Genomic DNA, 14,630 nt, shown 5'->3' on the forward strand with positions numbered 1-14,630 from the left:
CGCAGGGTGGCGGCGCGGGGTGACCGCGGTGGATGACGCACTGCCTCGGCGGCACGGATCGCGCTCCCCTAGAAGCACTTTCAAGGCCATGGGCAGGGACAGGGGTTGGTTTCCGCTTCGGCGTCTGCTCCATCGGCCGCGAAGGTGGCGTCGAAGTGATTGCCGGGGGCGGTGTTTCAGCTTTGGCCGCGGCATTTGCTTGCGCTCGAAGCTGTCTGGCCTGACCGGAAACCTGGCCGCCTTTGCGACCCGCGTCGGCTCGCTTGCGGCGCCGGTCCTCGATCTCCGCCTTGGACATCTGCCGCTCGGCCCAGTCGTGGAAGCGATAGCCGCCGTCGGCGGTTGTCCACAACCCCACCTCCACAAGCTTTTTCGCCTGGGCCGCCGAGCCGAGGCCGCGCACGATCGCGGCGGGCACGAAACCCTCGGTGAGCTGCTGCATCGACCACGAGCCCGCACGCACCCACAGGCCCATGGCGGCGTTGCCGGCCGCGACCGCCTTGGGGTGGAATCCGAGCTGATCGTCGACCTGGAACCAGGGCATCAGCGGGCAGGGCGCGCTTGCGCGCGCGGGGTCGCCCGCACGGCCACCTCACGATTGATCGTCTCAGCGAGCAGCCGGGCGTGGCCGTACCGGAGGTAGTCCTCGGTGTGCCGCCCGTCGAACAGATAGCCGCGCGCGTAGGCGACCGCGCCGCCCCAGGCGCGCCAGTTCTCCGGTGACCACCAGCGTTGCAGTTGACGACGGGTGGCGAGGTCGATGATGTGTTGTCCCCAGCGCACCATGGCGGCGGGGCTGGAGAGGCTGAAGTACGCACTGAGGTCGGCGACGAGACGCAGTGGATTGCCCGTAGGCAGCGCGGTGATCGGATCGCCTTCTGCGGCAACCCAATACGCCGGGACGCCGGTGATATTCCGCTGCCCGATGACGCCGTAACCGCCGGGATCCTTGCCGAGGCACCGGCCCGCCGGACGCAGCGGGTCCGCGATCAAGGCACACGCGACCACCTCCAGCTGCGGAAGCAGGCCCTGCCCGATCTCGGCGGCGAGATCGCCCGCGATGCCCGCGCCCTGCGAATACCCCGCCAGCAGAACCCGGTTGGGTGTCGCCTCTATCGCCTCGATCAGTGCCCGCCTGCCCGCGGCGACGCTGTCGGCGAATGCGACGTGGCGTCCGTAATCGGCCGGATAGGGCACCATGCGCACCGTGAAACGCCGCGGGTCGAGGGCGTCGGCGAATGCGGCGGTGACCCGGTCGCCGTGGGGATTCCACGTGCCTCCGACGATCAGCACGTCGATGATCTCGCCGGGTGCGTGCAATCTGCCGGATAAACGGCGGCCGAAAATGGCCATGGGCCTTTTCCTTTCGTGAACGACGAGACCGGACGAGCCCACGGCGGAGCGCGGCCGGTCGGGCCGTGACGTGTATTCGGGGAGCGCCGGATCAGCGGGGCGCGAGAAATACCGGACCGGGACGCACTGCGGATCCGCAGTGCGCACAGTGGTCTACCGCCGCGGCGGTGGTCTCCAGTCGAAGATTCGACGGATGGGTGGCAATGGCATTGCCGAGTTCGGTACAGACGGGATTGGGGTAGCCGTAATCGACGTACACCATTCGGTGGTCGACGTCGACGACGACTCCGTGCTCGACGGCGCCGCGTTCGGCGGCGAATCCGATGAAGGTGACGCGGGCGCCGATGTGGCGCCGGAAGATATCGAGGGCCGGATCCGCGCGACGGGTTCGCGCCGGCTTGGTCACCGCGGACTCGATTGGTCGCCGGTCGGCGGATGCGGTGTGGCGACGAGCGTTCTGCTGTGCACTCGGACGTCGCGCGGATCGTGGATGAGGACCACGGCGACGGCGTGCGGTTCGGCGCCGCCGAGATAGGGGATGCCGGTGATGCCCGGTCGCCAGGCGCCGAAACCGGCGAGCCGCGGCACGCTGCCCGCAACCTGTTCGAGGGCCGCCTCGGCGGTAGCTGATCGATCGCTCAACACCGCCCATCCGCCTTCGGTCGGGGAGTGATTCGCGTCACAAAATGTTTGTTCCAGCATCCGGAGATCGCGGAGCGGGAGTCGCGGAGCGACCGGTGGGCATCGGTGGCGGTCATCGGAGATCCTCGTCGCCGGGCAGAAGATCGGTGACGCGCCGGCGCAGTGCCGTGGCGATACGAACAAGCTCGTCCACTGTGAACGAGCCCTGCGCGGCGAGCAGGCTACACAGGTCCGACGCCGGCAACCCGGAACGCGCGGCCAGGTCCTCGAGGCGTAGGCCCGCCTCGGACATGGCGAGCCGCACCCGCCGGGCAACCATATGGTCTAGGTGTTCCATACGGAGCACAGTAAGGTCCGTTCGGACCTGTTGCAACTTAAAAATGACCGTTATAGGCGAAAAGACCGGTACCAGCGGTGATCCTGGACCGTTTTCCGGCATGTCGTTTGCCAGGTAGCCGTTCGGACCTCAGAATGGTCCGTATGGGTGTGGAAAAGGTACCTTCGGACATCAATCGAGCGGTCGGGGCAGAGCTCAGGGCGGCGCGGGCGCGACGGGCGCTGACGCGCCCGCAACTCGCCGCGCTGACCGGACTCGGCGTCAGCACGATCCAGCGCTTCGAGAACGGCGACCGTTCGCCGGACATGCAACAGCTGCACGCGTTGTGCACCGCACTCGATATTCCGATGCGGGAGTTCGTCGCCGCCGCACTGCGCGACGTGGAGCGCCCCGAGGGCTAAGCCCCTCGAAAACCGTGCGCCGCCGGCACCGCGAGGTCTCGGCGGTGCGAAAGCTGTTGCCGGAGAAAGTGAGTCGAAACGACCGTCGGTGAACTGGTGCGGCGCAACACTTCACGCCCTGAAATCGGCGTCAACCGCCGCGTGGAGAGCCGTGCGGACACCACGGTGCCGCAGGCGAAACGCTATGCGCAGCGAGGATCGGCACCACCGTCGACCACCACCGCGGCGTCGACGATCACTCCGGTGGCCGCCTCGGCGTACTGGAGTACCGCCTCGACCGGATCGACACCCATCACCCGCGCCGCGAGAACGACGTCGCACAGCGTGCCCTTGCCCTGCACCACCCGCAGGGCGACGTCGTCTCCGACGGCCGCACCCAGCATGACTGCGACGTTGTTGCCCCGCCCCGTCGCAAACGGTCTAACTGAGTCGATCTGGTTCACGACTGGTATCCCCTTCACACTTCGCTCTTCCTAGAGCCCCACTCCGAGACAGAACCGGACTGGCGTCCCGGAATCTGGCGTAGTTATATCCCATTCGCCGGGAGGTCGCGCACCAAAGTCGCCCTGCCGCAGAATGTTTCGTCCGCCGCCGAGGCGGCCGGCGGCGCGCTGCGAGATAGCTGGAAGTTACCTCCAAGCCCGGCCGACGCCGCGAAGGGGCTCGGGCACGGGCTGGGAAGCGTTGGGATCACTCACATTTCACGACGGGGATCGGGTCGTACTTGACCGTTCGAGTCGCCCGGGACACCTCGCGACCGGTGCGCCGGTCGGTGATGATGCGGGTGTCGGAGGTGGTGAAGCCGGGCGCGCCCTCCGACGCGATGCAGTCCTTGCCCTTCGGCAGTTTGATGGTGGTCGGCTCGGTCGGCTTGCTCCGCTCGCCGGTCACCGACTCGACGTTGACGGTCTTGGTGCCCCAGAGCCGAACGGTCACTTCGGAATCCGTGGTGACGGCCTCGATCAGCACGCCGGTCGGCGTGTTGTTGCGGAAGCGCAGATCGATCGCGCCGTCGAAGACGGTCGCCTCGCGCGCGGCGGGGTAGCGGGAGATGTAGTAGCTGTGCTCGGTGTGGCCCGCGTCCTCCATGCCGGCGAAGTAGGCGGCGTTGTAGAGGGTGGTGGCGAACTGGCTGATGCCGCCGCCGACGGCGGTGCCGGGCCTGCCGTGGTCGATGATGCCGGACTCCACGTAGCCCTCGGCGGTGCCGCGCGGACCGGTGAAGTCGTTGAGCGAGAACGTATCTCCCGGCTTGACCACGGCGCCGTTGACCTTCCGGGCGACCACCTTGATGTTCACCCCGGACGGACCGCTGAACCCATTGGTGGTGAACGTGCCCATGGTCTCCACGACGCCGAGGCCCTGGGCCGCCTCCGTGGTCAGCTTCGGCTCCATCTTTTCGTAGACGGCCTGACCGGTCCGCTCCTGGGGCGCGGCGAGCAGCCCGGCGAACTGCTCGAGCGTCTTCGGCCAGTTGATCTTGTCGCCGACGACGGCGGGCACCACCGCCGGCTTGCCGCCGGTCAACGCGAACGTCGCGTCCTTCGCCTCGATCTCCGTGGCCGCGAGCTGCGGCGCCAGCAAACCGACCGCGACGTTCTGATCGATGGACAGCGCGAGGCCGCCGCGGCCATCGGGCGCGAAGGAGAGCACGGTGGCGATCTGCTCGGGGTCGAGCTTGGCCGACGCGCCCTTGCCCGCGAACGTGATCGGCGCGCGCACCGCGGGCTCGGCCACCTCGCGCAAGGCCTGATCGACCGCCTCCGGCCGAACGGTGAGCGGCGCCGGATGCACGGGAAGATCGAGCGCGGCGCCCGCGATCCAGCGGTCGATCAGTTCGGCGCGCGCGGCCGCGACATCGAGCACGCGTCCGGGGACCGGGGCCACGGCCACGGGAGTCCCCTTGTCGAAGGCGATGGTGCCCTCGACGGAGGGCCGATCGTGCACGCGCAGCGCCGTCAACTGGCCATCCAGCGCGGCGTCGTCGACGGCGCTGGCCGGCGCGACATGCCGGGTGGTGAAGAAGGAAGTGAGCCTGGTGATCGGATTGAGCGGCTGGCCGCCGACGCGCGCCCAAGTGCCGTCCCAGTCCACCGACAGGCCTGCGGCGGACGGAACGAGCCTGGTCTGCACGTCGCCGATGCGCAACGGCAATTCCCGGTCGGCTCTCGGCGTGAGCTCGGCGCGCAGCCGCGCGTTCGCAACGGCGGTGTCCAGGCCGCCGATGTCGACGCCCGCGACGACCGTCCCGCGCGGCACCTGCCCCGAGGAGAGCATCCAGTCGACCGCGTAGCCGACCCCCGCCACCGCGAGCACCGCGCCGACGGCGAGGCCGGCCCGCTTCACGACGGTGGGATTCAGGCGCCTGGGCGGCGGGCCGGAGATGGGCCTGCGAGACGGCGGCTTCGGGCGCTCGACGGCAGCCCGATGGGTGGCGCGGCGGGTAGGCGTCACCTGTATCGGTTCGGTCGGCGCCGAGTCGCCGCCCCATTCCTGGCCCTGGTTCGCGTTTCTCGACTCGAGCAGCTGGCGTAAACCGACCTCGCCCGCCGGTGGTCGACCATCACGTCCGGCGCTCGGCTGGCTCGTCACGAACCGTCCTCCCCGTTCGGTTGAGTTGGGACCCACACGACGCGGGTCTCCGCCAACGATAGTGCGCGATGCCGACAGCGTCCGGTGGGCGCTGACCGGCCTCGGGCCTGCGCGCACCGACCAGCAAACCTCACGCAAAGCGACCGGTGGGGCACGCAAAGGGCCCCGCGCAGTTGCCGGGTCGGGGGTCTGGCAACTACGCGGAGCCGATCTGATTATCGGAGCGGCGCACCGCGCGTTACACAGCCGGACGAATCAGGATCGGATCGAAGCGAGACAATCGGGGTACACGAGTGTCCGGGCCACCGCACACACGAGGAGAGGGATGGCATGCAGCTGGGAATGATCGGCCTCGGGCGAATGGGCGCCAATATCGTGCGGCGCATCGTCAAGGACGGGCACACCGCCGTCGGCTACGAACGTCGCCCCCACCAGATCGACGTGCTCCGCCAAGAGCTGGGCGACAGTTTCCAGGGCAGCACCGACCTCGCGGAGTTCGTGCGCACCCTGGAGACCCCGCGGGTGGTGTGGGTGATGATCCCGGCGGGCGCCACGGGCGCGGTCATCGACCAGGTCGCCGCGCTGCTCGAACCGGGCGACATCATCATCGACGGCGGCAACAGCCGGTACCACGAGGACATCAAGCGCGCTGAGCAGTTGCGTCCCAAGGGCATTCACTACGTGGACATCGGCACCTCGGGCGGCGTCTTCGGACTGACCCGCGGGTTCTGCCTGATGATCGGCGGCGAGGCCGAGCCGGTGCGGTATCTGGATCCGCTGCTGAAGTCCATCGCGCCCGGCGTCGAGGCGGCCGAGCGGACGCCGGGACGCACCGGGGAGCCGTCGGCGGCCGAGCAGGGCTATCTGCACTGCGGGCCCGCGGGCGCGGGGCACTTCGTGAAGATGGTGCACAACGGCATCGAGTACGGCGCGATGGCCGCCTACGCCGAGGGCTTGAACATCCTGCACCGGGCGAACTACGGGGCCGAGCACGCCGGCGAGTTCTCCGCCGAGGAGACGCCGCTCGAGCACCCGGAGTACTACCGGTACGACCTCGACATCCCGGAGGTGGCCGAGGTGTGGCGGCGCGGCTCCGTGGTCGCCTCCTGGTTGCTGGACCTCACCGCGAGCGCGCTGTACGCCGACCCGAACCTCGACTCCTACAGCGGTCGCGTCTCGGACTCCGGCGAGGGCCGGTGGACGCTCGACGCCGCGATCGACACCGGTGTGCCGGTGCCGGTGCTCGCGTCCGCGCTGTTCCAGCGGTTCTCCTCGCGGGGCGAGGCGCTCTACGCGGACAAGATGCTCTCGGCGATGCGCAAGGCGTTCGGCGGGCACAACGAGTTGCCCGGGGCCTGATCGCTGCCGCGGCTCCCACGTGCGCGGGAGCCGCGGTGGCCGATCAGAAGCCGGCGGCCTGCGCCAAGAGCTTGGCGACCGCCAGCGGGCCGTACCAGAACAGATAATTGACGCCGTAGAGAAAAGCCATGGCGGGTAACTCTTTTCAGTCGAAGTTGCGGTCTATCCAGTCGATGGTCTGCATGCCGAACAGGTCGGTGCCCCAGCCGTAGATGTCGGTGAGCATGCGGACCATGCTGCAATCGGTGGGCTGGTAGGTCACGTCGGCGCCGCCCGCCCGGTAGATGTCGGCGAGCTCCCGCGAGTCCGCGGCGGGCACCAGCGACATCGGCGAGTCGTCGGCGACGCAGGAGGTGATGGCCACCTTGGCCTTCGGCGTGCCGGACCGGCCGAGGATGTTCTCCTCGAACGCGTGCTGGAAGGCGGGCTCGTCTGCGGGGCTGAGCCCCGTGTTGAACAGCGTCTTCAGCGGCAGGAACGGCAGCCCGAAGTAGGCGGGCGTCTGGCACTGGGTGCGGAAGGCGTTCGCCAGCCCGACCCCGGCCGGGTTCAGCTTCGCGTTGACCTCCATCTCCGGGTACGCGGGTTCGAGGCCGAGCAGCGTGGCGAGCGCGAACCCGGAGCCGACGGAGCCGTCGGCGACCCGCATGAAGTTGCGCGGGTTGACGACCATCCCTTCCAGCACAGCGGTTTTCACGTCGAGCTCCGGCGCGTAGGTCGGCTGCAACTCGGCGGAGAACGCCGCGCCGACGCCGCCGCCCGCGATGCCGAACAGTCCCACCTGTGCGTGCGGATCGAGTCCGGCGTCGCGATGCGCCAAAGCCGCACGGACACCGTCGAGTTGGGCGTGTGCGGCGAACTTGCCCGCGAAAACGCCGTGCGGCCTGCGGTCTCCGTCGTTGCCGACGTCGGAGATCATCACCGCGTAGCCCTTGTCGAACATCAGCGCCAGCGGGCCGAGCGCCGACCACGACGAGCCGTCCAGCGGGTCGCCGCCGGTCCACTGCGTGCTCGGGTGACAGGACCAGCCGACGCTGTCGTTGGCCTCCTGGTAGGAGATCAGCTTCTTCTCGCCCACCGGCGCACCGTGATTCGGGATCATCAGGATGCCGGTGCTGATGACCGGCGTGACGCCGTCGATGCCGGTGGTCACGTACATCAGCTTGTAGGCCTCGACGTCGGGCGGGGTGATGCCGAGGAACATGACGTCGACCTTCTTGGCCTTCAGCAGCGTCCCCGGCCGCTCGTCGCCCGTCAGCGGCGGCTCCTGATAGAACGGGTCGTCCGCGAGCAGCGCCTGGAACGCCTGGTCCGGCGGGACCGGGCGCGCGTTCTGGATCTGCCCGACGACGAAGCCGTTGAAGACCCGGTCCAGTCCGGGCGTCGGCATCTCCGTGTCCGCCGCGGCGGTTCCCGCGCCGAGCACCAGCGCGGCGGCCGTCGCGGCGGCCATGGTCAAGCGTTTCATCTAGCCCACCGCCAGCGTGTCGATCGGGGTCACCTGGATCTGCCTGGCGGCGGAGTCGAGCAACTGCGGAATGTTGAGCAACGGACGATGGGACTCCATCTGTACCTCATATGGTGTGCGCATCACGGCTTCCAGTGCGGGCCAATTGTTCTCGACCTGGAACTTGTATTTCGGCAACAGCTCCGTGGTGATGTAGTCCCAGCGCGGCTCGAACTCCGACCAATTCCAGTCCGGCAGCGGCAGAGTCAGCAGCCCGGGGCGTCCGTCGGCCAGCGTCACCGGCATGCGCACCGGGTGGTACTCGCGCGGCGGCCTGACCCCGGCCACGGAAGGCGAGCCGGCGGCGCCGCTGGCGTAGGTGATCGCCTCGCCGACGCTGCCCTTGTACTCGCGCACCGAGTCCCATTGGCCGCCGATCACCCACTGCTGCTCCCTGCGCAGCAAAGTGCCGTTGCCCGAGGCGATCCGGTCGTGATCGCCGGAGGCCACGTCGCGCCAGGCGGTCATGATGTCGTCGCCGAACAACCCGGCCGCCTGGAACTCCTCCAGTGCGCCGAGGCCTTCGGTGACGTAGGCGTCGTGCATGGGCATCAGGTCCGAGAATATGTTCTTCTGCATCACCAGGATCATCCCGATGATGTAGTGCAGGTCCTCGGGGGTGATGCGCGAGCCCGCCTCGGCGAGGGCCATCAGCCCGCGCGGAAGTTGCGCCACCGCTTGCGGTCCGGCGGCCCGGTCGACCGCGGCGACGACGCCGCGCGCGGATTCGGCGAGGCCGGGCAGGCCGTAGATATTGCCCATCAACTCGAAATCGATGAGCCCGCCGCCGAAGTCGGCGCCGACCTGACCGCCCATCCCGGCCCACTGCAGCTCGCGGTGGTCCAGCTGCAGGTCTTCGTAGTAGCGGTAGGACCGGATCAGGTTGGCGCGGTTGGCCTCGACGCCGGCGCGCGGATCCCAGGACCGCAGGTCGATGCCCGCCTTGTTCGTCGCGTCGACCAGCCAGTACTGATACAGCAGGGCCGCGTACCGACTCGGCGCGACCCCGCGGGCGCGCGCCTCGTCGAGCAGACCGCGCAATTCGGCCGCGTCGTAGGGCAGCTCGGGGTTGACGCCGCCGGGGCTGGTCGCGGCGTCGCGGTTCACCAGGGGCAGATCCAGGTAGCGGTCCACCTCGCCCGCCGCTCCCGCCGGCGCCGCGGACGCGAGTCCGAGTCCGACCGCGGCCGTGAGGGCCAGCACGGTCGCGCGCAGCGCAATACCGATTCGCATGAGCTGTTCAGCCTTCCTCTCTGCTAGCTCGATTCGAGTGAGTCGTTAAGCCGAAGAGATGTCCTGCCGGTAGCTACATGTCGATTAAGCAGCGATCAATTGCCTCGCCGATCGACCAGTTCCGGCAGCACAGTAGGTGACGAGCAGGTAAACACACAGATCAATCCCGTCGCAAGAAGAAAAGCGACGGGCGTGCAGCGAACGGAGAAAACGTGTAACACTCAAGTTGCCTGCTAGTAGCCGATAATCGGCCTACGGACTCGGCGAAATGCATGGCGGATGCGATGCGGAGGTCATGATATAGCTCACAGCCGAAGGTAGTGGCCGATCCTCGCCGCCTGGACTATCCGAATTTCGAGGTCTCGGGGCGCATGAGGACAGCGATGTGCACGCCCCGCGATCTACCGATCGACCTGGGCCGCCGAACCACCGTGTACACGCGTGTCGACAACGGGCATGCCGCGCAAGCCCTTTCAGTGCCAATTGGCGTTATCGTCGGCGGCGGCAGCGCTATCGGGCGGGCGAGCGCAGGGGGCGCGTGCGGCGATACGGCGCGCTGACAGACGAAAGGCGGTATTCGGCCGGGCCGAATACCGCCTTCGCGTGTTATCGCGTCAGCGACGACAGAGGTGGGCTCTACCGCTCGAGAATGGCGACGACGCCCTGGCCGCCCGCGGCACAGATGGAGATCAATGCGCGTCCGGAACCCTTCTCCGCCAGCATCTTCGCGGTCGAGGCGACGATGCGGCCGCCGGTCGCGGCGAACGGGTGGCCGGCCGCCAGCGACGAGCCGTTGACGTTGAGCTTGGTCCGGTCGATCGAGCCGAGCGCGCCGTCGAGGCCGAGCCGCTCCTTGCAGTAGGCGTCGGACTCCCACGCGGACAGCGTCGCGAGCACCACGGAGGCGAACGCCTCGTGGATCTCGTAGAAGTCGAAGTCCTGCAGGGTCAGGCCGTTTCGGGCGAGCAGGCGCGGCACCGCGTAGGTGGGCGCCATGAGCAGGCCGTCCGGGCCGTGGATGTAGTCGACCGCCGCGACCTCGCTGTCGACCAGGTGGGCCAGCACCGGCAGGTTGCGCTCGGCGGCCCACTCCTCGCTGGACAGCAGCACCGCGGACGCGCCGTCGGTCAGCGGGGTGGAGTTGCCCGCGGTCATGGTGGCGTCACCGGCCTTGACGCCGAACACCGGCTTGAGGGTGGCCAGCTTCTCCACGGTGGAGCCGGGACGCAGGTTGTCGTCGCGGGTCAGGCCGAGGAACGGGGTGATCAGGTCGTCGAAGAAGCCGCGGTCGTAGGCGGCGGCCATGTTCTTGTGCGACAGGTAGGCCAGCTCGTCTTGCGCCTCGCGCGGAACACCGAACTCCTTGGCGGTGATGGCGGCGTGCTCGCCCATGGACAGCCCGGTGCGCGGCTCGGCGTTGCGCGGGATCTCGATGCCCAGCATGCTCGGGCGCAGCTGGCCGACCAGCTTGAGCCGGTCCTTGCCGGTCTTGGCGCGGTTGGCGTCGAGCATCCACTCGCGCATGCCCTCGCTGACGCCGATCGGGGCGTCGGAGGTGGTGTCGGTGCCGCCGCCGATGCCGGCTTCGATGCGGCCCTGGGCGATTCCGTCGCCGACGGTGACGATGGCCTGGAGACCGGTGCCGCAGGCCAGCTGCAGATCGTGCGCCGGGGTGTAGGGGCTGAGCGTGCTGCCGAGCACGCTCTCGCGGATCATGCCGTGCTCGCCGACCCGCTTGAGCACGGCGCCGCCGACCACCATGCCGAGCCGCTCGCCCTGCAGGCCGAAGCGGCTGACCAGGCCGTCCAGCGCGGCGGTGAACATGTCCTGATTGGAGGCGTGCGCGTACGCCTTGTCGGAGCGAGCGAACGGAATCCGGTTGCCGCCCACGATCGCGACCGGGCGGGTGGTCTTACCGGTCTTGGCGGTGCTCTTCGCCGAACGGGATTTGGTTGTCACTCGAGTCTCCAGGTCTCGTTGGGGAGGTTCGGCGCGCCGGAGTCCGCGTGGAAGTCTCCACTGATCGGCGCCCCGTCGCGGTTGGTTTACATTAAACTTACTCTGGAGTAAGTTTAATGTCGACACCGTACCCCGCAAATGTGTGCCAGCGGTCCACTGCCGGGTACCACCAGACCGGAGAACTGAACATCGCGGCGTGAGCGGACTCGGTGGAGGCGGTAGCTTGCGTACCCTCGCCAGGGACCGTGCACGCCGCCTGTCAACACAGAAAAGGTAGGAACAGTGGCAGCCAGCAAGAGTAAGGGTGCTCCCAACCTCTACGGATCGTTCGTCCACTCGACCCCCGGTCAGTTCCTGGCGAGCAAGCTGGGACTGCCGCAGCCGGAGAACCTGCGCCGCTACAAGCAGGGTGAGCCGCCGCTGCCCGGGCCGGTGCTGCTCGGCGGCAAGGGCCGGGTCGCCGAGCCGTTGCGCACCTTGCTTTTCGACTACACCTTCGCCGATTCGGCAAGCGCCGGAACCAAATTCGGCGCGCTGGTGTTCGACGCGACCGGCATCGGCTCGATCGAGGACCTCGCCCAGCTCTACGAGTTCTTCCAGCCCGCGATGCGCAGCATCGCCGCGTCCGGCCGCATCGTGGTGATCGGCACGACGCCCGAACTCACCTCGTCGGTGGACGAGCAGATCGCCCAGCGCGCGCTCGAGGGCTTCACCCGCTCGGTGGCCAAGGAGCTGCTGCGCGGCGCCACCGCGCAGCTGGTCTACCTGCACCCGGAGGCGTCCACCGGCGCGACCGGCCTCGAGTCGACGCTGCGCTTCCTGCTCTCGGCCAAGTCGGCGTTCGTCGACGGCCAGGTCATCCGGGTCGGCAAGGACGACGCCACCGCGCCCACCAGCTGGGACCGCCCGCTCGACGGTAAGGTGGCCGTGGTCACCGGCGCCGCGCGCGGCATCGGCGCGACCATCGCCGAGGTGTTCGCCCGCGACGGCGCGACCGTGATCGTCGCCGACATCCCGGCCGCGGGCGAGGCGCTGTCGCAGACCGCGAACAAGGTCGGCGGCACCGCGCTCGCGCTCGACGTGACCGCGCCCGACGCCGCGGAGAAGCTGGCCGAGTTCGCCACCGAGCGCTTCGGCGGCATCGACATCGTCGTGCACAACGCCGGCATCACCCGCGACAAGCTGCTCGCCAACATGGACGAGGGCCGCTGGAACTCCGTGCTCAACGTGAATCTCGCCGCGCCGCACCGGATCACCGAGGGCCTGGTGGCCCGCGGCGCGCTGAAAGAGGGCGGCCGGGTGATCGACGTGTCCTCCATCGCGGGCATCGCGGGCAATCGCGGCCAGACCAACTACGGCGCCTCCAAGGCCGGCGTCATCGGCATGGTCGACGCCGAGGCGCCGAAGCTGGCGGAGAAGGGCATCACCATCAACGCGGTCGCGCCCGGCTTCATCGAGACCGCGATGACCGCCGCCATCCCGCTGGCCACCCGCGAGGCGGGCCGGTTGATGAGCTCGCTGCTGCAGGGTGGACAGACCGTCGACGTCGCCGAGACCATCGCCTACTTCGCCAGCCCGGCGTCGAACGCGGTGACGGGCAACGTCGTTCGCGTCTGCGGGCAGAGCCTGATCGGAGCATGATGACGCAGGTGATCACGCTGACCGAGACCCCGAAGAACGGTCCGCTGTACCTGAAGGCCGCGCTCGGCGCGGTTCCGCTGCCGCTGGTGTCGGCGCGCAAGTCGACGCTGCCCGATCGGTCGAGCCGGCTGGACGGACTGAAGGTGGATCCGGATCATTTGGCGGCCTACTGCCGGGCGACCGGGCTGCGGTTCGGCGACGCGCTGCCGCTGACCTACCCGTTCATCCTCACCTTCCCGATCGTCATGCAACTCGTTGTGCAGCGCGACTTTCCGTTCGTCGCGGTCGGTGCGGTGCACGCGGAGAACGTGATCGAGCGCACGCGCGAGATCTCGGTGAGCGAGCCGCTGGACATCAAGGCGCACATCGAGAATCTGCGCGAGCACCCGAAGGGCCTGCTCGTCGACGCGATCTCCGAGATCAGCGTCGGCCGGGAGCTGGTGTGGCGGCAGGTCACCACCTTCCTGCACCAGCAGCGCACCTCGCTGTCGGGCGGGCCGAAGCCCGAACCCAAGCCGGAGGAGGCCGCGCCGCCGCCGCTGCGCACCTGGCGGGTCGATCAGAAGACGATCAACCAGTACGCCGCCGCGTCGGGTGACCACAACCCGATCCACACCTCGTCGTTGGGCGCCAAGGCTTTCGGGTTCCCGAAGTCGATCGCGCACGGCATGTGGTCGGCCGCGCATCTGCTCGGCACGATCGAGGGCCGGGTGCCGGGCAAGACCACCTACTCGGTGAAGTTCGGCAAGCCGATCCTGCTGCCGTCGACGGTGAACGTGTACGCGGATCAGGTCGAGGGCGGCTGGGATCTGGCCGTGCTGAACCCGAAGAAGGGGTACCCGCACCTCACGGCGTCCCTGCGCTGACGCATTCGCACGGCAAGAGCCGCACCCGATGGAGGTGCGGCTCTTGCCGTTTCGCGTTCAGCAGCTGCAATCGCAATCGCAGCAGTTGCAGCAATCGCCGCAGCCGCAGTCGCAGTCGCCGCAATCACTGCAGTCGCAGTTGTTGATCCAGGGGTCTTTGCGTTCGCCGGTGCACGGCTGGGTGTGTTCGGCGCAGCAGGCGTAGCCGGTGCAGTAGACGCCGAGGATGAGGGCCAACGACTCGCCGACGCCCGGGCGGCGATTGCGGGTACGCCGGGAGCTCAGCTGAACGTCGGCGCGGTCGTGCGAGGCCGAGCAGACGTGGCCGACGGCGCCGATGCCGCGGCCGAGCCCGCGCAGCACCGAGGACAGCGGGTCCAGCAGCATCCAGCGGACGGTCGGCACGGTGTCCAGCTCGGCGTCGGCGACCGCCGCGCGCAGTCGCGAATCCGATTCGCGCAGTAGGTCATACGCCTGCGGCATGGTCGTCCCGGTGGCGGCGAGCGGATTGAACCGGCCGCGCGCCAGGTCGCTGTCGTAGTCCTGCACCGCGTCGGCGAGGTGCGCGATCCGGCCGAATTGCCAACCGGCGGTGCGCATTGCGTCGACGTTGCCCGGCCGGTCGGCGAGAACCGCCGTGTGCGCGAAGAACTCCGACGCGCACAGCTGGGTCGGCGCGGTCAGGCTGGCCAGCGAGTCCATCGGATCGTCCTGCTCGCGCACCGCCCGCTCCAACCGGG

The 14,630-nt window shown here is 68.8% G+C and carries 13 protein-coding genes and 2 pseudogenes; 4 read left to right on the plus strand and 11 right to left on the minus strand.

Annotated features, from left to right (window positions below):
- The 5 genes and pseudogenes from ON39_RS46270 to ON39_RS32195 form a co-directional block, all read right to left on the minus strand.
- Positions 1-544 (minus strand): annotated as a pseudogene (locus ON39_RS46270) (hypothetical protein); the annotation flags it as partial.
- On the minus strand, positions 544-1,353 hold the full coding sequence (locus tag ON39_RS32180; RefSeq protein WP_051187400.1) for a PE-PPE domain-containing protein: 810 nt from the start codon (positions 1,351-1,353) through the stop codon (positions 544-546). The pseudogene ON39_RS46270 and the gene ON39_RS32180, both read right to left, overlap by 1 nt.
- 91 nt (positions 1,354-1,444) lie before the next feature.
- Positions 1,445-1,759 (minus strand): hypothetical protein, encoded by a 315-nt coding sequence (locus ON39_RS32185; RefSeq protein WP_040739848.1) that lies wholly within the window; start codon positions 1,757-1,759, stop codon positions 1,445-1,447.
- Positions 1,756-1,995: a hypothetical protein gene (locus ON39_RS32190; protein ID WP_146251125.1), complete on the minus strand. Its 240-nt coding sequence runs from the start codon at positions 1,993-1,995 to the stop codon at positions 1,756-1,758. Before ON39_RS32190 ends, ON39_RS32185 begins: the two co-directional genes overlap by 4 nt.
- Positions 1,996-2,107: 112 nt before the next feature.
- Positions 2,108-2,332: a helix-turn-helix domain-containing protein gene (locus ON39_RS32195; protein ID WP_040739851.1), complete on the minus strand. Its 225-nt coding sequence runs from the start codon at positions 2,330-2,332 to the stop codon at positions 2,108-2,110.
- Positions 2,333-2,475: 143 nt separating this feature from the next.
- Here ON39_RS32195 and ON39_RS32200 point away from each other — a divergent pair, with 143 nt between their 5' ends.
- Positions 2,476-2,733 carry a helix-turn-helix domain-containing protein gene (locus ON39_RS32200; RefSeq protein ID WP_051187401.1) on the plus strand — a complete coding sequence of 86 codons (258 nt, stop codon included), beginning with the start codon at positions 2,476-2,478 and terminating at the stop codon, positions 2,731-2,733.
- A gap of 182 nt (positions 2,734-2,915) precedes the next feature.
- On the opposite strand, the gene ON39_RS32205 is transcribed toward ON39_RS32200, so the two are convergent.
- Together ON39_RS32205 and ON39_RS32210 are read right to left on the minus strand one after the other, a co-directional pair.
- A complete protein-coding gene (locus ON39_RS32205; protein WP_146251126.1) occupies positions 2,916-3,176 on the minus strand; it encodes a hypothetical protein in 261 nt (86 codons plus the stop codon).
- Positions 3,177-3,423: 247 nt separating this feature from the next.
- Positions 3,424-5,325, minus strand: a complete 1,902-nt coding sequence (locus ON39_RS32210) for a VanW family protein (protein WP_040739854.1) — start codon at positions 5,323-5,325, stop codon at positions 3,424-3,426.
- Positions 5,326-5,655: 330 nt separating this feature from the next.
- On the opposite strand from ON39_RS32210, the gene gnd reads away from it, so the two are divergent.
- Positions 5,656-6,684 (plus strand): phosphogluconate dehydrogenase (NAD(+)-dependent, decarboxylating), encoded by a 1,029-nt coding sequence (gene gnd, locus ON39_RS32215; RefSeq protein WP_040739856.1) that lies wholly within the window; start codon positions 5,656-5,658, stop codon positions 6,682-6,684.
- Between the two features lie 145 nt (positions 6,685-6,829).
- Here gnd and ON39_RS32220 read toward each other — a convergent pair whose 3' ends face one another.
- The 3 genes from ON39_RS32220 to ON39_RS32230 all read right to left on the minus strand — a co-directional run bounded on the left by ON39_RS32220 (position 6,830) and on the right by ON39_RS32230 (position 11,383).
- The gene (locus ON39_RS32220; protein WP_040739857.1) at positions 6,830-8,152 is read right to left on the minus strand and encodes a lipase family protein; all 1,323 of its coding nucleotides are present in this window, start codon (positions 8,150-8,152) and stop codon (positions 6,830-6,832) included.
- Complete coding sequence (locus tag ON39_RS32225) at positions 8,153-9,424, minus strand: hypothetical protein (protein ID WP_040739858.1); 1,272 nt, start codon at positions 9,422-9,424, stop codon at positions 8,153-8,155.
- 636 nt (positions 9,425-10,060) lie between these two features.
- The gene (locus ON39_RS32230; RefSeq protein ID WP_040739860.1) at positions 10,061-11,383 is read right to left on the minus strand and encodes an acetyl-CoA C-acetyltransferase; all 1,323 of its coding nucleotides are present in this window, start codon (positions 11,381-11,383) and stop codon (positions 10,061-10,063) included.
- A 282-nt stretch (positions 11,384-11,665) separates the two neighbouring features.
- On the opposite strand from ON39_RS32230, the gene ON39_RS32235 reads away from it, so the two are divergent.
- Together ON39_RS32235 and ON39_RS32240 are read left to right on the plus strand one after the other, a co-directional pair.
- Positions 11,666-13,024, plus strand: coding sequence for a 3-oxoacyl-ACP reductase (locus tag ON39_RS32235; RefSeq protein ID WP_040739861.1), 1,359 nt, complete (start codon positions 11,666-11,668; stop codon positions 13,022-13,024).
- Complete coding sequence (locus tag ON39_RS32240; RefSeq protein WP_373283757.1) at positions 13,024-13,890, plus strand: MaoC family dehydratase; 867 nt, start codon at positions 13,024-13,026, stop codon at positions 13,888-13,890. The genes ON39_RS32235 and ON39_RS32240 overlap by 1 nt, the downstream gene beginning before the upstream one ends.
- Positions 13,891-13,947: 57 nt before the next feature.
- Here the strand turns inward: ON39_RS32240 and ON39_RS32245 are convergent.
- Positions 13,948-14,630 (minus strand): annotated as a pseudogene (locus ON39_RS32245) (DUF5685 family protein); the annotation flags it as partial.

The organism is Nocardia tenerifensis NBRC 101015, from assembly GCF_000308715.1.
Taxonomy (GTDB): domain Bacteria; phylum Actinomycetota; class Actinomycetes; order Mycobacteriales; family Mycobacteriaceae; genus Nocardia; species Nocardia tenerifensis.